At 31.3% G+C, this 19125-nt stretch carries 13 protein-coding genes; 11 read left to right on the top strand and 2 right to left on the bottom strand.

Annotation, left to right across the window (positions count from 1 at the left end; genetic code table 11):
* Genes L6653_RS08045 through L6653_RS08020 form a run of 6 tightly spaced genes read left to right on the top strand, consistent with a single transcriptional unit; the run spans window position 1 to window position 5552 of the window.
* Entirely contained in the window at window positions 1-756 is a 756-nt protein-coding gene (locus L6653_RS08045) for a GntR family transcriptional regulator (protein ID WP_236786619.1), read from the top strand.
* Window positions 753-1547, top strand: a complete 795-nt coding sequence (gene frlD / locus L6653_RS08040; RefSeq protein ID WP_236786616.1) for a fructoselysine 6-kinase — start codon at window positions 753-755, stop codon at window positions 1545-1547. Before L6653_RS08045 ends, frlD begins: the two co-directional genes overlap by 4 nt.
* The gene (locus L6653_RS08035; RefSeq protein WP_236786613.1) at window positions 1501-2307 is read left to right on the top strand and encodes a GntR family transcriptional regulator; all 807 of its coding nucleotides are present in this window, start codon (window positions 1501-1503) and stop codon (window positions 2305-2307) included. Before frlD ends, L6653_RS08035 begins: the two co-directional genes overlap by 47 nt.
* 28 nt (window positions 2308-2335) lie before the next feature.
* Entirely contained in the window at window positions 2336-3172 is an 837-nt protein-coding gene (locus L6653_RS08030) for a sugar phosphate isomerase/epimerase family protein (RefSeq protein ID WP_236786610.1), read from the top strand.
* A gap of 10 nt (window positions 3173-3182) precedes the next feature.
* A complete protein-coding gene (locus tag L6653_RS08025) occupies window positions 3183-4016 on the top strand; it encodes a BtpA/SgcQ family protein (protein WP_236786607.1) in 834 nt (277 codons plus the stop codon).
* A 3-nt stretch (window positions 4017-4019) separates the two neighbouring features.
* The gene (locus tag L6653_RS08020; protein WP_236786604.1) at window positions 4020-5552 is read left to right on the top strand and encodes an FGGY-family carbohydrate kinase; all 1533 of its coding nucleotides are present in this window, start codon (window positions 4020-4022) and stop codon (window positions 5550-5552) included.
* Between the two features lie 109 nt (window positions 5553-5661).
* On the opposite strand, the gene L6653_RS08015 is transcribed toward L6653_RS08020, so the two are convergent.
* Window positions 5662-6480, bottom strand: coding sequence for an HAD family hydrolase (locus tag L6653_RS08015; RefSeq protein ID WP_236786600.1), 819 nt, complete (start codon window positions 6478-6480; stop codon window positions 5662-5664).
* A 100-nt stretch (window positions 6481-6580) separates the two neighbouring features.
* Window positions 6581-6808, bottom strand: coding sequence for a glutaredoxin family protein (locus L6653_RS08010; RefSeq protein ID WP_058989737.1), 228 nt, complete (start codon window positions 6806-6808; stop codon window positions 6581-6583).
* An 81-nt stretch (window positions 6809-6889) separates the two neighbouring features.
* Here L6653_RS08010 and srtB point away from each other — a divergent pair, with 81 nt between their 5' ends.
* The 5 genes from srtB (at window position 6890) to L6653_RS07985 (ending at window position 19008) form a co-directional block, all read left to right on the top strand.
* A complete protein-coding gene (gene srtB, locus L6653_RS08005; protein ID WP_236786598.1) occupies window positions 6890-7657 on the top strand; it encodes a class B sortase in 768 nt (255 codons plus the stop codon).
* 8 nt (window positions 7658-7665) lie between these two features.
* A complete protein-coding gene (locus L6653_RS08000; protein WP_236786595.1) occupies window positions 7666-8571 on the top strand; it encodes a DNA-3-methyladenine glycosylase family protein in 906 nt (301 codons plus the stop codon).
* Between the two features lie 82 nt (window positions 8572-8653).
* Window positions 8654-8935 carry a co-chaperone GroES gene (locus tag L6653_RS07995; RefSeq protein WP_004816894.1) on the top strand — a complete coding sequence of 94 codons (282 nt, stop codon included), beginning with the start codon at window positions 8654-8656 and terminating at the stop codon, window positions 8933-8935.
* 9 nt (window positions 8936-8944) lie between these two features.
* Complete coding sequence (gene groL / locus L6653_RS07990; RefSeq protein ID WP_236786592.1) at window positions 8945-10561, top strand: chaperonin GroEL; 1617 nt, start codon at window positions 8945-8947, stop codon at window positions 10559-10561.
* 458 nt (window positions 10562-11019) lie between these two features.
* Window positions 11020-19008 carry an SHIRT domain-containing protein gene (locus tag L6653_RS07985; protein WP_236786589.1) on the top strand — a complete coding sequence of 2663 codons (7989 nt, stop codon included), beginning with the start codon at window positions 11020-11022 and terminating at the stop codon, window positions 19006-19008.
* The last annotated feature ends 117 nt before the right edge of the window (window positions 19009-19125 follow it).

Genomic DNA, 19125 nt, shown 5'->3' with positions numbered 1-19125 from the left:
TTGAATAAAAAAGTAAAAAAAAATTATATGACAAAAGCAGAATTGCTTGAAAGACTTCTTACATATTTGAAAAATAGTGATTTGGAAGTTGGGGATAAAATAATTTCAGAAAGACAGATATGTCAATTGTGGAATGTTAATAGATCTACCCTAAGGTCAGCTTTACGAAGACTTGTTGAAGAAGGATACTTGGAAGCGATTCAAGGAAAGGGATATTTTGTAAAAAAAAGAAAGGTAAATAGAAATTTACAAGATTTAAAATCTCTTCAAGTAGTCCTTAAAGAACAAGATAGAAAATTAAAAACGAAAGTTCTAAGGCAAGATATAATATATCCTGACAAAAAATTATGTAAAATATTTAAAGTTGATGAAGAAAATCCTATTTTGGAGCTAGTAAGAATAAGATATATAGATGATAAACCTGCACTTTTAGAATATAACTATACGGATTTAAAAAAATGTAAGGGTCTTGAAAAGGTTGATTTTTCAAATATACCTTATTACTTAGCCTTGGAATTAAAATATAACTTAATACCTAGTAAGGGATTTCAAGAAATATCTTTGACAGAATTAAGAAGTGATGAGGCCATAATATTTGATAAATCCGAAGGTGACAATTTTATTTATATGGAAGGAAAAACATATGATAGTAGCGATGAAAAAATACCTATGGAAGTATTTAAATCGATAGCAGACCCTGATATGTTTGTTTTTACATCTTACATGAAATTTGTTGAGAAGGGAGAAAGTGAATGAAAAAAATTTGTTGTGTTGGGGATAATTGCATAGATTATTATGAAGAGATGGATATGGCAAAATTAGGAGGAAATCCTGTTAACGTTTCTGTTTACATCAAACAGCTGGGGGGTGAAAGTTCCTATGTAGGTGCAGTAGGAACAGATGATTTTGGAAAACTCATGATTGACGGAATAAGCAATGAAGGAGTTGACGTTTCTAATGTACAAATAAATCCTGGAAAAACTGCCGTAACTCAAGTGAAAATTTCTGGAAATGAAAGAATACTTGGCGATTATGATGAAGGCGTAATGAAAAATTTTAAATTAACAGAAGAAAATAGAAAATTTATTCTAGAACATGATTTGGTTGTAAGCGGTTATTGGGGAAATACAGAAAAAGAGTTTAAATATTTTAAAGAAAATAAAATAGCAACAGCATTCGATTTTGCAACAAACATAAAAAGTGATTTAACAGATGAAACTCTACCATATATTGACTATGCTTTTTTCTCAGATGATGAACTTTCAGAAAATTACGAAGAATTAAAAAAATTTATGGAAGATCTTTATAAAAAAGGGCCAAAGATGATTATTGTAACCAGAGGAGAAAAAGGCAGTGTAGTTTATGATGGAGAAAAATTTTATGAGCACGGGATTACTCCTTGCAAAGTAATAGATACACTAGGAGCAGGAGATAGCTATATAGCAGGTTTCTTATTTTCTATAGTAAATGGTAAATCTATAGAAGAGGCTATGGAAACTGGTGCAAATAGAAGCTCTAAAACAATATCCTACGAAGGCGCCTGGTAAAATGGTAAATGATAAAAAGATACAATACTACCAACCTGCTTATAAGCAAGTTAGAGATCTTATACTAGAAAAAATAAATAACAAAGAATTTTTGCCTGGCGAGGCAATTCCTTCGGAATACGAGTTAGCTGAAATATATGGAGTAAGCAGGGTTACAATTAGGTCTGCATTATTAGATTTACAACGTGAAGCTATCTTGCAATCAATTCAAGGCAAGGGGGTCTTCGTATTGGGAGAACCTGTAAATAGAAATCTTGACAGTCTAACTGGATTTACTAGGTCAATAAAAGAATTAGACAAGAATCCAAAAAATAGTTTGGTTAATTCTTTTATTAGAAAAGCTGGTCCATTTTTTGCAGATATTTTTAAAATAAATGAAGAAGATGAAATTCATTATATAAAACGAATCAGTAGTGTAGATAAGATTCCTACTGTTTTAGAAGAAATATATGTACCAACTGAAATTTTGCCTAATTTGATGAAAATTAATACCAATGATTTTTCGATGTATGATATATACGATTATTATGGAATTAAAGTAAGCTATGCTGAGCAAGTTTTGGAAGTTACAAAACTAGATAAAAATGAGGCTAGACTCCTTAACATTAATGAACAAACTCCGGTATTTTTGCTAAAGTGTGTAACACATGGAAACGATAACAAACCTATTGAATTTTCATTATCATATGTTAATGGAGAGATTAGTAGGTTTAGATCAGAATTTGATAAAAATTTTATAGCAAAAAATCATATAATATAAAATTTGATTTAATTTAGAAAGGAATTTTATGACAAAATTAAAATTTTCAGCAATGACTGTATCCTATATTCAATATTCGCTAGATTATTTGATAAATAGTTTTGATAGATTGAAAATTGATAATATAGAATTATGGGCGGCACTTCCTCATTACGATATTTATTTAGATAAAAATACTGATTTATATAATAATCAATTAGAGAAAATAAAAAACAAATTAAAAGAAAATAATATGAAAATTGTGATGTTTACTCCAGAAACTCTTGCGTATCCATATTCTTATTCTCATCCTAATGAAGAAATTAGAAATAGGACTGTCGAGTATATGAAAAAAGCATGTAATGATGCATTGGATTTAGGGTGTAATCAAGTTTTTATAAATTCTGGCTGTGGTTTAAGAGACATACCTGTTGAAGATTCTTGGAAAAATTGTGTAGATAGTTTTAAAAAAATTTGCAAATATGCAAAAAATCTTGGGATAGACATTGTGCTAGAACAACTTCAGCCTTACGAAAGCAACCTGGTCATTAATTTACAAGATTGCATAAGGATGAAAAAAGATGTTGGATATGACAACCTAAAAATTTGCTTAGATCTTGTAGCCATGGAAGTAGCTAATGAAAAAATTGAGGATTATTTTAATACTTTTGGAGATGATATAGCTCATATTCACCTTGCTGATTCTAATCATGAAATTTTAGGTGATGGAAATTTCCCAATAGATAAATATTTAGAATACTTAGAATCAATAAATTTTGATAAATATATATCTTTAGAAATTAATGATTCTATATATTGGAATGACCCAGAGAAATCTCTTAGAGAATCAATAAGATGGCTAAAAGACAATAATTATATGAAATAGAGGTGTTAGAATGAATTGGGCAAAAGAACTATTTAAAGTAGAAAAACCTATTATTGGAATGTTACACTTAGGTGCTCTTCCAGGAGATCCAAGGTATAAATATGAAAATAGTATAGATGAATTGGTAAAATTAGCAAGGAAAGATTTATTAGCTCTGATAGAAGGAGGAGTTGATGGTGTATTAATTTCAAATGAATTCAGCTTTCCATACCAAAGAAAAATGGATTTTATAACCGTTGGATCTATGGCTAGAATAATTGGAGAAATAAAAAGTGATATAAGCATACCTTTTGGAGTTGATGCAATATCTGATGGGGCTGCTACTTTAGAATTAGCTTGTGCTGTTGATGCAGATTTTTGTAGAGGAACTTTTTCAGGGGTTTATGTGGGTGATGGCGGATTATATAATAACGATTTTTCAAAATTATTAAGAAGAAAAACTGAACTTCATCTAGATAAATTAAAAATGCTATACTTCATTAATCCAGAATCCGATAGAAATTTGGATACTAGAAGTTTATCAGAAATTGCAAAATCTACAGTTTTTAAAGCCGGAGCTGATGGATTATGTGTTTCTGCCAATGCTGCTGGTGAGGATGTAGATGATAATTTACTTAAATTAGTAAAAGAATCTGTTCCAGAAACTTTAGTTTTAGCTAATACTGGTTGTAAACCTAGTACAATTAAAGAGAAATTAAAATTTGCTGATGCAGCAGTAGTAGGGACATATTTTAAAGAAGATGGTAAATTACAAGATGAAAATGGCGAAAATGTAAGAGTTGATTCTAATAGGGTTAAAAAATTAATGGATGTTGTTTATCAAATAAGAAAAGATTTGGAGTAAAAAATGGCTGATAAATATTTTTTGGGTATTGATGTTGGAACAAACGAGAGCAAAGGTGTAATTATTGATAAAAACGCAAATGTTATTGCATCAACATTTACAAGTCATGGGGTAGAAAACCCAAAACCTAATTATTTTGAACATGATGCTGAAGAAGTTTGGTACAAAGATCTTTGTATAATTTCAAATAAATTGTTGAAAGAAACAGGAATTGATCCTAAAGAAATAAAAGGAGTAGGTTGTTCAGCTTTAAGTTCTGATTGTCTCCCGGTAGATAAAGATGGAAAACCTCTAAGAAAAGCTATTCTTTATGGTATAGATGCAAGAGCAATGGAAGAATGCAAGATATTAACTGAAAAATGGGGAGAAGAGAAAGTTATAGAATTATTTGGAAGACCATTAGGTTCTAGTGATATAGCTCCTAAAATTTTATGGATTAAAAGAAATGAACCAGAAGTATTTGAAAAAACTTATAAATTTTTAACAGCGTCCAGTTATCTTGCTTACAAACTAACAGGAAACTATACTGTGGATAGATTCTTAGGTTTAGCTAGTTTTAATCCACTTTATAATAATGATGGAAGTCCTAATGAATTCTATTGTGAGGGAATTTGTAAACCAGACCAATTAGCAGATGTAATGTGGACAACTGATATAAGTGGCTATGTTACTGAAAAAGCATCAAAAGATACGGGACTTGCAGTTGGTACTCCTGTTATAGCAGGTGGAGATGATTCGGGTGCAGAAGCCATTAGTAGTGGAGTTATGACTCCAGGAGATATGTTAATTCAGATGGGTTCAACTGTTTATATGATTTTATGCACAGAAAAATTATATAATGATGATAGATTATGGAGAGAAGCATTTATTATTCCTAATACTTTTGATATTTCTGCTGGTACAAACACATCTGGTGCCTTAACAAAATGGATCAGGGATGTTTATTATAAAGATAAAGTTGAAGAAGAAAAAAATGGTGGAGAAAATGCATATCAAGCAATAATGAATGATATTAAAGACATTCCAATTGGAAGTGGGGGAATTGTAACCTTACCATATTTTGCAGGAGAAAGGACTCCAATAAATGATTCAAAGGCGAAAGGTCTTGTAATTGGTTTGGATCTTGCTCACGATAGAGGTAATATTGCAAGATCGGCGTATGAAGCTGTTTGTTACTCAATTAAACAACATTTTGATATTTTTGAAGAATTAGAAGTTCCAATTAAAAATATAATGGTTACTGGTGGGGGAACAAAAAATCCTCTATGGATACAAATGTTATCAGATATTTTAGGATTGGAAATAAAAACTCCAGCTATTACCATTGGGGCAAGCTATGGTGATGCTTTGATGGCTATGATTGGAACTGGAAATATAGAAAGTTTTGAAGAGGCAAGTAAGCTAATAAAGATTGGAAAAACTTATAAGCCTGTTAAAGAAAATACTGAAAAATATTTAAAATTTTATGAAGTGTATAACTGTTTATATAATATAAACAAAAACTTAATGCATGAGTTGGATGAAATTAAAAGATAGTTAAATTAAAAGCTGTTGTAAAATATAATTTTTTATTATTTTACAACAGCTCAATTTTATTAAATTATTAAATTGTTAGAACTATTAAATATCAAAATCATCTAGATCTTTAAATTTCATTAAAAACAAATTTTTCTATGGCTTCACCGACTGCGCCTTGGTCGTTTGTGGCTTTTGTTGTGTATTTTGATACGTCTTTTAGTAAAAGGTGGGCGTTTTGGACTGCGGCGGAATAGCCTGCTTCTTCTAGCATTTCTTTGTCGTTGTAATTGTCGCCAACTGTTAGGACGTTTTCCATACCAAATCCGTAATGCTCGCAAAGTTTTTCTAGGGCCTTGGCCTTGTTTACATTTTTTCTGTTTATTTCCATGAAGGTATCTGATGAATATGAAATTGAAACGTCCCAATTACAAATTCTTGCTACGTCTTCTTCAAGACTCATTAGATAGTTTAGGTCGGAATTTTTTATTATAACTTTTATTATTATTTCCTTATCAAGATCTTTTATATCTTTTGCTTTTTTCACAAATTTATATATGTTTTTATCATAAGTCCCTTTTACTTCATTTCCGTTTGGAAATACATAGCAGTGTTTGTCGGTATAGATTTCGAAATGCACATTTTTTTCATTGCAATAGTCTGAAACTTCCACTGCTTTTTTGTAATCAATTGGGGATGCTTCTACAACTTTTTTTGTTACATTGTCTATTATTATTCCACCATTACAAAGTATTGAAAATCTGTTTTCTTTTACATTGTCTATTTGGTCAAGAATATCAAAAAGTTGGTAGGGGCCGCGGCCTGTTGCTATTGAAACTATTATTCCCATTTCCTGGGCTTTTTTTATGGCTTTAAGATTTCTTGGATGAATTGTTTTATCTGTCGATAAAAGCGTTTCATCACAATCTGTTGCTATTAGTTTTATCATAAATTCTCCTTTTTTATTTTATACCCAAGTTTTTTCTTATATATAAAAAATGTGTATATATAAAAAAACGTGCATTAAAAACACACGCTTAAAAATTTATTTATTTTTTTAAAAATTCGATTATATCGTTTGACTCGTATAAATATTCTCCATCGTGGAAAAGGCATGGCACTTGTCTTTTGCCGCCGTTTTGGATTAATTCCATCATGGCATCTCTATTCTCGTTTATATTTACAATTTCTAATTCTATATTGTTTTCTTCTAAGAAATTTTCAACTTTTCTACAGTGAGGACAAGCTGTCCCAACAAATAATTTATAATCTGACATATATACTCCTTAAAATAAATTTCATAAATTTTACAATTTATATTATTATACTAATAGAAAGGAAGTTTTAAAGGTGAAAAAATGAAAGATAAGTTTTTAAAGTTCATAAGAGTTATTCTTGTAATTGTTATAGCAGTGTGTCTTGGCATTCTCGGCAGAAGAGGTTATGATTATTATAAAAATTATAAAAATAACCAACATATTGCATCTGTCATGGAAGAAGTTAAGTCAAATGATAAAAGTGGTAAAAAAATAAAAATAGAAACTTTTGCTGATAAGGAAAAGAAATTTATGGAGATTTTGAAAAAATTTCAAAAGGAAAACCAAGATGTAATTGGTTTTATTGAAATTCCTGAAACAAATATTGCTTATCCAATCTTACAAGCAAAAGATAATAATTATTATTTGAGACAATCTTTGGATTTAAAATATGATATAGCTGGGTCTATTTTTATGGATTATATGAATGACAGCAAATTTAATGATGCGAATTCTGTTATTTATGGTCATTATGTTCAAGGAATGGAAACAATGTTTTCAGCTTTAAAAAAATTTAGGGACCAAGATTTTGCTACAAAAAACAGAAAAATTTATATAACAACAAATGAGGGGCTTAGGGAATATGAAATTTTCTCGGTTTTCACAACCCCATCTGAATATGATTATAGGACCTTGGATTTTGAGGATATGAGTCAAAAATTAGAATATTTTAAAAAGCTTAGAGATAAGAGTGATGTAAGTCTTGAAAATCGCGAATTTAAGGATGATGATACCATTATTACATTATCCACATGTCAATATGATTATGAAGACGAAAGACTTGCAGTCCATGCCCTAAGAATTAGATAAGGATAAAAATGAATAGATATATAGAAGAAAATAAAAATAAATTAAATTTAATAAATGAGAAGGGTCAATTGATTTTTTACCATGAATCTTTTGACCCAAAAGATATTTTTACCTGCGGCCAATGTTTCAATTTTTTTGAGGAGGAAGATGGATCATTTACTGCAGTTTTTTTGGGAAAAATTATAAATCTCAAAAAAGAAGGGGAAAAGATAATTATAGACAATGTATCGGAAGAAGAATTTTATGATATTTTCTACGATTATTTTGACCTTGGTGTAAATTATGAAGATATAAAAGAAAAAATTTCTGTAGATCAGACCCTAAAAGAGGCTACAGAATATGGGGCAGGAATTAGAATATTAAATCAAGAATTTTTTGAAACCCTAATTTCTTTTATAATTTCAGCCAACAACCAAATCCCAAGAATTAAAAAAGCTGTGAGAATAATTTCTGAAATGTATGGAGATTATATTGGAGAATATAAAGGAAGAAAATATTATTCTTTCCCAAATCCTGAACAACTATCAAAAGCAAGTCCAGAAGATTTAAGAGAAAAGGCAAGGGTTGGTTTTCGTGATAAAAGAATAGTCCAAACGGCAAAAATAATCAATGATGGATTTTTTGATTTTGAGAAAGATATAAAAATGCCAACAGAAGATTTGAGAAAAAAACTCCAAGAGCTTCCAGGAGTTGGACCAAAAGTTGCCGATTGTATTTTGCTTTTTGCCTTTCACAAAAGGGAAACTTTTCCGGTTGATGTTTGGATAAAAAGAGTTATGGAATTTTTATTTATAAAAGAAGAAGTTCCAAAAAAACAAATTTCTGCCTATGCAGACAAATATTTTGGGGAAAATGCAGGATACGTTCAACAATATTTATTTTATTATGGAAGAGAAAACGCCATCGGCAAATAAAACTTGCATTATTTTAAATTACTTGTATATTTATATTAGACATTAGCAGTCAAAGATAAAGAGTGCTAAAAGGAGGAATAAAATGAACTTAAAACCAATCGGTGAAAGAGTAGTTATAAAAAAATTAGAAGCAGAAAAGAAAACCCAATCTGGCATAGTTTTACCAGAATCTGCTCAAGAAAAACCACAATACGCAGAAGTTGTTGCAATTAGCAATGATATTTTAAATGACCAAGATAAAAAAGATTCCTTAAAAGAAGGAGACAAGGTTATTTATTCCCAATATGCAGGAACTGATGTAAAAATTGACGGTGAAAATTACGTAGTATTAGCATACAAAGACGTATTAGCAGTAGTAGAATAGGAGAAAATTATGGCAAAAGATATAAATTATGGCAAAAATGCAAGAGATGGTCTTGAAAGAGGAATTGATAAATTAGCAAATGCTGTCAAAGTTACACTTGGACCAAAAGGAAGAAATGTAGTTTTAGATAAATCATACGGAGCACCAACAATCACAAACGATGGTGTAACAATTGCCCAAGAAATCGAACTTGAAGATAGGTTTGAAAATATGGGAGCCCAACTTGTAAAAGAAGTTGCTACAAAAACAAATGATGTAGCAGGAGATGGAACAACGACAGCAACAGTTCTTGCCCAAGCAATAATAAAAGAAGGACTAAAAAACCTAGCTGCAGGAGCAAATCCAGTAGTTTTAAATAAGGGATTAAAAAAAGCAAGCAGTGAAGTTGTATCTTACATCAAAGAATCTTCAAAAGAAGTAGAAGATAAAAAAGCAATCGAACAAGTAGGAACAATCTCATCAGCAGATCCAGAAATTGGTAAATTTATTGCAGATGCTATGGAAAAAGTAGGAAATGATGGAGTAATCACAGTAGAAGAATCCAAAACAACAGACACCTACCTTGACGTAGTAGAAGGAATGCAATTTGATAAGGGATACTTGTCCCCATATATGGCAACAGATAATGAAAAAATGGTAGCAGATCTTGATGACCCATATATACTTGTAACAGACAAAAAAATCTCAAGTATCCAAGAAATCCTACCACTTCTTGAAGAAATTGTTCAATCATCAAAACCATTATTAATAATTGCAGATGATGTAGACGGGGAAGCCCTAACAACACTTGTTCTAAACAAATTAAGAGGAACCTTCAATGTAGTTGCAGTAAAAGCACCAGGCTATGGCGACAGAAGAAAAGAAATGCTTGAAGATATAGCAATTCTTACAGGTTCAAAAGTAATTTCTGAAGACTTATCAATGGAATTAAAAGAAACTACAATCGAAGATCTTGGATCAGCTAAAAAAGTTAAAGTTGACAAAGACCACACAGTAATTGTAGAAGGAAAAGGCGACAAAGAAGCCTTAACTGAAAGAGTAGAAAAAATCAAAGGTCAAATCGAAGCAAGCGATTCAGAATACGACAAAGAAAAATACCAAGAAAGAGTAGCTAAACTTGCAGGCGGAGTTGCAGTAATAAATGTAGGAGCTGCAACAGAAACAGAAATGCAAGATAAAAAATACAGAATCGAAGATGCCCTTTCAGCAACCAGAGCTGCAGTTGAAGAAGGAATAGTTGCAGGTGGTGGAACAGTTTTAATCGAAGCAATCAAAAAAGTAGAAGCTTTAGAAGAAAAATTAGAAAACGATGAAAAAACAGGAGCAAAAATAATAGAAAAAGCCCTAGAAGCACCACTAAGACAAATCGTAGAAAATGCAGGAATGGACGGATCAGTTGTACTTGAAAATGTAAAAAAATCAGACAAAAACAATGGATACGATGCCTATGACGATGAATACGTAAATATGTTTGAAAAAGGAATCGTAGAACCAACAAAAGTAACAAGATCAGCCCTAGAAAATGCAGTAAGTATAGCAAGCATGATTCTAACAACAGAAGCAGCAGTGGCAGATATAAAAGAAGAAAAACCAGAAATGCCACCACAAATGCCAATGGGATATTAATATAAATATGCTTTTGCAAGACAATAATATTGTTTTGCAAGAGTTTTTTTATTTTTAAAATTAAATTTATAAATTTTTAATCATTAAAATAAAAATGTTTTTTGAAATTTAAAGCTTATAATTTACAATTGATTTATATTTATTAACAATACTATAATAAGTAAAAAAAATAATTTAATAAGCTAATTATCTAGTATAAAAAATTTTCAAAATATGGTATAATTTAGAAAATGAACAAAATATAATAATTTTTTACAAGCTAATAAAATTTTAAAAAAGTTTCTTGTGAAAAATATTCAAAAACAAGTAGATTTATACGGGAGGAGGTAAATATCAGTTCATTTTAAATTTGTAAGAGTGTTGCACGTTAAATGTTTTTTAAAAAACGTTTACAAATCTAGCTGAAACACAAATTTGACTTATATTTGTGATTTCTGCTAATTAAAAAGAGGAGAATTATGAGTAGGGAGAATAAAAATCCAAGAAAGATTTTGTTTTCTGTATTAATTGCTATTGCTTTTGTAGTTTTAGCTGGTATTAAATTAGGCTATGCCGATATATTATCACCAAAACAAGGAATCAATGAGTATCATTTTTATAATGATACAATAGAAAACAAGGATTCAGCTAAAGAAATACAAAAACAAATAATTCTTGATGGAGAAGAAATTTCTGATCCTGGCCATGTATTTAAAGACAAAGATAAAGTCTTTTTAAAATGGCAAGATGAAGATAAAAATGAAATTAAATTTGATACGCCAATAGAGATTAAAGGTAACGACAAAAAAATAATTAAAGTTTACCCAGTTTTCAAAAGTCAAGTAGTAATAACCTACTATATAGTTGGCGATAAAAATGATAGAGTTTATATGACTGACACCATCAGTGATGCTGATTCTTATAAACTACCAGAAGATCCTACAATTTATGATGCTAATAAATACTTCGTAAATTGGTCAACATCAAAAGATGGAAAATCTGGTGTTTATGATGAGGAGTCATTGAAAAAAGATATTGCAGCAGGAAAAACTGACATTAAACTCTATGCAATTACAGATTCTAAATACAAGGCAACATTTATAACAGGAGACGACGCAAGCTACCAAGACCAAATATTTGCAAAAGATGATGGCAAGCTTGAGAAATTGCCAGAAAATCCTACAAGAGAAGGCTATGAATTTAGCCATTGGTCTTTGAAAAAAGATGGAGATCCTGTTGACCTTAATATTTTAGAATTAAACGAAGACATTACTGTGTATGCTGTATGGAAACCAGTTGTAGTTGACTATAAATTTAAGGTTATGACCCAAAATATTGACGATGACGGCTACACCTTCCTTGGAATAATATCAGCAAGAGGACTTAATGGGCAAAAAACAAGCCTACCATTTAAAGGAAGTGAAAATCCAGATCCTAAGGTAGCCCCAACTGGTCCAATAGTTGAAGATATTAGTAAGCTATCAAAAAAAGATGGCCGCTTTAGCGATGGCTACAATAGTAAAGACGAAAACGGACAAATGGATCACACCTATACTAATCCTCAAACCCTAGATTATTTAGGTTTCCATTTAAACGAAGAAAAAACAAAACAAGCTTTTGAAACAATAGAAGCTGATGGCAGCACAGTTGTACCTGTATATATGGATAGAAATGTTCATACTATAAGGGTCCTTAAAAATGAAAATAAAATTGATTATTATCAACCTAATTGGGTCAATGCCAAAGATGATAATGGAAATATTCAAGTAGATTTGCGTTACGGTCAAAGTTCTGAAGAATGGTTTGTTAAGCTAAATCAAGATTATATTTATTACAAGGATAAAAGCATAGGATCTTTCTATACTAGAGCACCAGCAATGGGTGATGAAGATATTTATATGTATAGAGTTTATGCTAAGGGTACAAAATACCAACTACGCTTTGTTGAATGGGATCCAAGTAAATTTAATGCAAAAATAAACTCATCAGATCTTGCAACCTTGAAATCTACCCTTGGTACCATGAAAGAAATTGGTAAAAGAATAAGCTTCCAAAACTCTGAGTGGTACTATCATTATAACGGAGGCAAGTCTAGAGTCCATGAGCCATACCAAGGAATGAGGCAACTAAATCCAACATTTTCTTGGGTAGATGAAACTGACCATGTAGATGACATAGAAGGATTTGAGCCTAAAACTGGAGATATGTCTCAAGATGGTTTGCAATCAATAAATGTAAACAATCCAGCCTTTAGAGATTATATGTTTGCTGCAGGAAAAGATGTAGGAAATTATCAAAACTACACAGGAACACCATATATAGAAGATGGCTCTTATGTAGGTTTCTTATTCTACGAACGCAAAACTTATAAAATAAATTATTACTCTGGAAGTAAAAAATTAGATTCAAAACCATACAAATATGAAGCTGATACAAGCGATTTTGGACTTGATTATGTAAAAGGAGAAACTACAAATTCTAAAGGTCAAGTATTCCAAGGTTGGTATGATGACTCAGAATTTAACGTAGAACACAAACATGAAGCTGGAGCAAAAATGCCTGCTCATAACATTACAGTCTATGCAAAATGGGATTCTCGTAAATATGAAGTAACCTTCCACACCAACCAAGATGACTATAAAAAAGATATAGAAAAAATAACTGAAATTCCTGAAGATGACACTCTTTACGATGGAAAATATAAAGATGAAAAAGTCAGCGAAGAGAATTTCCCTAAACCAATTCAACCAAAAGACGCAACAGATTTTTTAGGTTGGTATGAGAAAAATAAAAATGGTAGATTTGTAAAAGCAAATCTTCACAAACAAATTAAAAATAATGATACTCACTTATATGCTAAGTGGAAATATGCTTATTTAGAATTAAAATACGATTTGAACTTGCCTGAGACTGACAAAGTTGAAGGAACTGCTCCAATAGATTCAAGCTCTTATATCACTGATGCCAAAGCACAAGTTCAAGATATTGGAGATGTTAAATTCAATGGTGGCAAAAAAGTTTTCGTAGGTTGGAGTGAAACAAAAGATGGTTCTAGCGGACTAATTAAACCAAGCGAAACTGTCCTAATGGATAAAAATAAAACTCTTTACGCTCAATGGAAAGAAATAAAAGATTCATCACTTACAAAGGTAACATATGATCCAAACGGTGGTAAAGGTAGTCAATATACAGTTAATGAAATAGTTGTAGAAGATTTCCATAAAGTCCTAGACAATGATAAAGACGAAAATCTCAAATACACCCGTGAAGGATATGCCTTTAAAGGTTGGAGTAGAGATAAAGCTGCAACAAAAGCTGAATTCCAAGCAGACGAAGAGGTCAATGTCAACAAATTAGAAGAAGATAAAAATAATTATATCTATGCTATCTGGGCTCCTATCATCAATTACACAACTGATGGCAATGGACAAGTTAAGGAAGGCGAAAACTTTGTAGATAAAACAAAAGAAGAAGTTGAACTTAATTCAAATCCAAAAGGAACCGAAACAAAAGCAAATGAAGGATATAAATTTAGCCACTGGACAGCTGATAAAGAAATCACATTAAAAGATGGAACAAAAATTCCTGCTGGAGAAAAAATTACTGAAGAACAATTAAAACAAGCAGTAATAACAGAACCTCTAACCTTTACAGCTCATTTTGTAAAAGATGAATTTAAAGTAACACACGAATTTAAAGTTGCAAAAGATTCTCCAGTAAAAGAAATGCCTGCTGAAGTTAAAACAGCAGTTGATGCCCAACTTCCAGCTGATAAAACAGCTAAAGATGGAGAAACTGTAACACCAACTGAGCCAGAAAAAACAAAAGTAGCAGATAAAGAAAATGATGGAACATGGACATTCGAAGGCTACAAAGATCAAGATAAAACTACAGACGAAGTAGACGCAAAAGTAAACGGATCTGACGTAAAATTCGAAGGCGAATGGAAATTCACACCAAACGAACACAAAGTAACCTACGAATACGTAAGTGGAACAGAAGGTAAAGAATTACCAGAAGAATTAAAAGCGAAAGCACCAAAAGACGTAACAGGTAAAGTAAAAGGTGAAAAAGTAACATCCCCAGTTCCAACAGGCGATGATGCTACATTTAGAGATGATAAAAACAAGGGAACTTGGACATTCAAATCATACGATAAGAATGAAGTAGAAATTACAAACAAAGACGAAAAAGTCACAGGAACATGGGTATTTACACCAGATGTAGTAACAGAATACGTTGATGAAGATGGTAATACTATTTCTGATAAGGAAACTGGAACAAAAGACAAAAAAGATATCAAAGGATATGAATTTGTAAGAACTGAAAAAGATGAACAAGGAAATACAAAACATATCTACAAGAAAGTAGAACCAACACCAGATGTAGTAACAGAATACGTTGATGAAGATGGTAATACTATTTCTGATAAGGAAACTGGAACAAAAGACAAAAAAGATATCAAAGGATATGAATTTGTAAGAACTGAAAAAGATGATAAAGGTAATACAAAACATATCTACAAGAAAGTCACACCAGATCCAGAACCAGAAAAATACAACGTAACACACAAATTTGTATCCGCAACAGAAGGCAAAGACCTTCCAAAAGCAGTTACAGATTTAACACCAGACCAACAAACTGGTAAAAAAGATGGAGAAACTGTAACACCAACTGCACCAAAAGAAACAACTGTGGAAGATGCAGACAATGACGGAACATGGAAATTCGAAGGTTATGATGAAAAGAGCAAAACTATTGATAAATCAGACGTAACATTCGAAGGAAAATGGAAATTCACACCAAACGAACACAAAGTAACCTACGAATACGTAAGTGGAACAAAAGGCGTAGAATTACCAGCTGAATTAAAAGCAAAAGCTCCAGCAGAAGTAACTGGACAAGTCAAAGGTAATACAGTAACAACACCACTTATAGAAGGAGAAGACGCTGAATATAGAGATGATGTAAACAAGGGAACTTGGAAATTCAAATCTTTTGACAAAGATTCAGTAACAATTTCTAACCAAGACGAAAAAGTAATAGGAACATGGGTATTTACACCAGATGTAGTTACAGAATACGTTGATGAAGATGGTAATACTATTTCTGATAAGGAAAATGGAACAAAAGACAAAAAAGATATCGAAGGATATGAATTTGTAAGAACTGAAAAAGATGAACAAGGAAATACAAAACATATCTACAAGAAAGTAGAACCAACACCAGATGTAGTAACAGAATACGTTGATGAAGATGGTAATACTATTTCTGATAAGGAAACTGGAACAAAAGACAAAAAAGATATCAAAGGATATGAATTTGTAAGAACTGAAAAAGATGATAAAGGTAATACAAAACATATCTACAAGAAAGTCACACCAGATCCAGAACCAGAAAAATACAACGTAACACACAAATTTGTATCCGCAACAGAAGGCAAAGACCTTCCAAAAGCAGTTACAGATTTAACACCAGACCAACAAACTGGTAAAAAAGATGGAGAAACTGTAACACCAACTGCACCAAAAGAAACAACTGTGGAAGATGCAGACAATGACGGAACATGGAAATTCGAAGGTTATGATGAAAAGAGCAAAACTATTGATAAATCAGACGTAACATTCGAAGGAAAATGGAAATTCACACCAAACGAACACAAAGTAACCTACGAATACGTAAGTGGAACAAAAGGCGTAGAATTACCAGCTGAATTAAAAGCAAAAGCACCAAAAGATGTAACTGGAAAAGTAAAAGGCGATACAGTAACATCCCCAGTTCCAGAAGGAAAAGACGCTGAATTTAGAGATGAAGCAAACAAGGGAACTTGGAAATTTGAATCATACGACAAAGATTCAGTAAAAATAACTAACAAAGACGAAAACGTAAAAGGAACATGGGTATTTACAAAAGATCCAGAGCCAGAAGAACACAAAGTAACCCACAAATTTGTAAGTAAAGATCCAAAGAAAGAACTTCCTGAAGAAGTAACAAAACTTCTACCAGAAGATCAAACTGGAAAAGTAAAAGGCGATGAAGTAAAACCAACAGAGCCAAAAACAAAAGAAGTAAAAGTTAAAGATGGAACATGGAAATTTGTAAGTTACGACAAAGATAGTAAAACTGTAGAAGATAAAGATGTAGAATTCACAGGAACATGGGAATTCACACCTAATCCAGAACCAGAAGAACACAAAGTAATCCACAAATTTGTAAGTAAAGATCCAAAGAAAGAACTTCCTGAAGAAGTAACAAAACTTCTACCAGAAGATCAAACTGGAAAAGTAAAAGGCGATGAAGTAAAACCAACAGAGCCAAAAACAAAAGAAGTAAAAGTTAAAGATGGAACATGGAAATTTGTAAGTTACGACAAAGACAAAGAAACTGTAGAAGATAAAGATGTAGAATTCACAGGAACATGGGAATTCATTCCAGAAGTAGTAACAGAATTTGTCGATGAAGATGGTAAAGCTATTGCTCCAAAAGAAAATGGAACAAAAGACAAAAAAGATATCGAAGGATATGAATTTGTAGAAACAAAAACTGATGAAAAAGGTAATACAAAACATATCTACAAGAAAGTAAAACCAACTCCAGAAGTAGTTACAGAATACGTTGATGAAGATGGTAAGACTATAGCTCCAAAAGAAAATGGAACAAAAGACAAAAAAGATATCGAAGGATATGAATTTGTAGAAACAAAAACTGATGAAAAAGGTAATACAAAACATATCTACAAGAAGAAAACTACTCCTAGTCCATCTATAGTTACTAAATTCGTAGATGAAAATGGAAATTCTCTTGCTAAGGATGAAGATGGCAAGCAAGATAAAAAAGATATTCCTGCTTATGAGTTTGTAAAGACTTACACAGATAAGGATGGAAATATTGTTCATGTTTATAGATTTAAACAAACACCTAGTCCAACTGTAGAAACAAGATATTTTGATACTGAAGGTAATCAAATACTTGCTGATAAAGCTGGAGAAAATCCTGCATCATCTATAGAAGGCTATCAATTTGTAAGAACCGAAAAAGATGAAAAAGGTAATACCGTTCATATTTATCAAAAACTTGCACCTGTTCCAAAAGTTGAAACTAGATATGTTGATGAAAATGGTAATCAACTACTTCCTCCTAAACAAGGAGAACAAGGTTCAGTAGCAATAGAAGGTTACAACTATATAAGAACAAGTAAAGATAATAATGGTAACACCATTCACACTTACAGCAAAACACCTTTTGAAGGCGTTGAAACAAGATATTTTGATACTGAAGGAAATCAAATACTAGCTGATAAAGCTGGAGAAAATCCTGCATCAACTATAGAAGGTTATCAATTTGTAAGAACCGAAAAAGATGAAAAAGGTAATACAACCCATATTTATCAAAAACTTGCACCTGTTCCAGAAGTTGAGACAAGATATGTTGATGTAAATGGAAATCAACTACTTCCACCAAAAGAAGGAACACAAAATCAAGTAAATATTGATGGCTACGATTATGTAAGTACAAATAAAGATAATAATGGTAATACAATTCATGTTTACAAGAAGAAAGTTATTACACCAGATGTTGTAACTAAGTATGTTGATGAAAATGGAAATGAAATTGCTCAAACTCAAAAAGGAAAAAATCCAAGCAAAAATATCGAAGGATATGAAATAATAACTACAAAAACTGATGATAAGGGAAATATAATTTATGTTTATAGAAAGAAACCTGATTCAACAAAAGTAGTTACTAAGTTCGTAGACGAAAAAGGTAATCCTATCGCAGAAAGTGAAGATGGTAAAAAACCTAAGAAAGATATTAAAGGCTATGAGTTTGTAAAAACTGAAACAGACAAAGACGGCAATACTGTTCATATCTACAAGAAGAAAGAAAATACTTCAAAAGTAGTTACTAAGTTCGTAGACGAAAAAGGTAATACTATCGCAGAAAGTGAAGATGGTAAAAAACCTAATAAAGATATAAAAGGCTATGAGTTTGTAAAAACTGAAACAGATAAAGACGGCAATACTGTTCATATCTACAAGAAAAAATCTTCATCTACAGAAAATAAATATAAAGTAACTCATAAATTCGAATCAACTACACCAGGTAAATCTCTACCAAAAGAAATCTTAGACCTTCTTCCAAAAAATCAAGAGGGAATAGAAAATGGTACTAAAGTTTCTCCTACAAAACCTTCTAAATTAGAAGTTAAAGTAAAAGATGGTACTTGGGTATTTGAAGGATATGATAAGGAAAGTGGTATAATCGAAAACGGTGATATAAGTTTTACAGGAAAATGGAAATTTGTACCAAATACAAAATCTGTTACAAGCACTTCAATTGGAAGCAAAGTAAACCGTGCTATTGGCAAATCAAATGTTAGTACGGGAGTGGCAGGTTCTACAAATGTAATACTTGTATTAATGGGTTCTGCTTTTGCTTTATACAAAAACAGAAAGAATAAAGATTAAAATATTTCTAACAAGTTTTAAGAAGTAAGAAAAAGGAATTTTATAAAATTCCCAAGATAGAAAAAGACGAGGAAATTTGTTTCCTCGTCTTTTTCAATATATTGCATTAAAAATATT

This window comes from Anaerococcus ihuae (assembly GCF_928368155.1).
In the GTDB taxonomy this organism is placed as follows: domain Bacteria; phylum Bacillota; class Clostridia; order Tissierellales; family Peptoniphilaceae; genus Anaerococcus; species Anaerococcus ihuae.
This window is presented reverse-complemented; position numbering and strand designations above follow the sequence as displayed.

What these genes read in the sequence shown, in the direction of transcription:
- frlD (WP_236786616.1), top strand. Translation starts at nt 753, where the DNA reads ATGAAAAAAATTTGTTGTGTTGGGGATAATTGCATAGATTATTATGAA.
- L6653_RS08030 (WP_236786610.1), top strand. Translation starts at nt 2,336, where the DNA reads ATGACAAAATTAAAATTTTCAGCAATGACTGTATCCTATATTCAATAT.
- L6653_RS08025 (WP_236786607.1), top strand. Translation starts at nt 3,183, where the DNA reads ATGAATTGGGCAAAAGAACTATTTAAAGTAGAAAAACCTATTATTGGA.
- L6653_RS08020 (WP_236786604.1), top strand. Translation starts at nt 4,020, where the DNA reads ATGGCTGATAAATATTTTTTGGGTATTGATGTTGGAACAAACGAGAGC.
- L6653_RS08015 (WP_236786600.1), bottom strand. Translation starts at nt 6,480, where the DNA reads ATGATAAAACTAATAGCAACAGATTGTGATGAAACGCTTTTATCGACA.
- L6653_RS08010 (WP_058989737.1), bottom strand. Translation starts at nt 6,808, where the DNA reads ATGTCAGATTATAAATTATTTGTTGGGACAGCTTGTCCTCACTGTAGA.
- srtB (WP_236786598.1), top strand. Translation starts at nt 6,890, where the DNA reads ATGAAAGATAAGTTTTTAAAGTTCATAAGAGTTATTCTTGTAATTGTT.
- L6653_RS08000 (WP_236786595.1), top strand. Translation starts at nt 7,666, where the DNA reads ATGAATAGATATATAGAAGAAAATAAAAATAAATTAAATTTAATAAAT.
- L6653_RS07995 (WP_004816894.1), top strand. Translation starts at nt 8,654, where the DNA reads ATGAACTTAAAACCAATCGGTGAAAGAGTAGTTATAAAAAAATTAGAA.
- groL (WP_236786592.1), top strand. Translation starts at nt 8,945, where the DNA reads ATGGCAAAAGATATAAATTATGGCAAAAATGCAAGAGATGGTCTTGAA.
- L6653_RS07985 (WP_236786589.1), top strand. Translation starts at nt 11,020, where the DNA reads ATGAGTAGGGAGAATAAAAATCCAAGAAAGATTTTGTTTTCTGTATTA.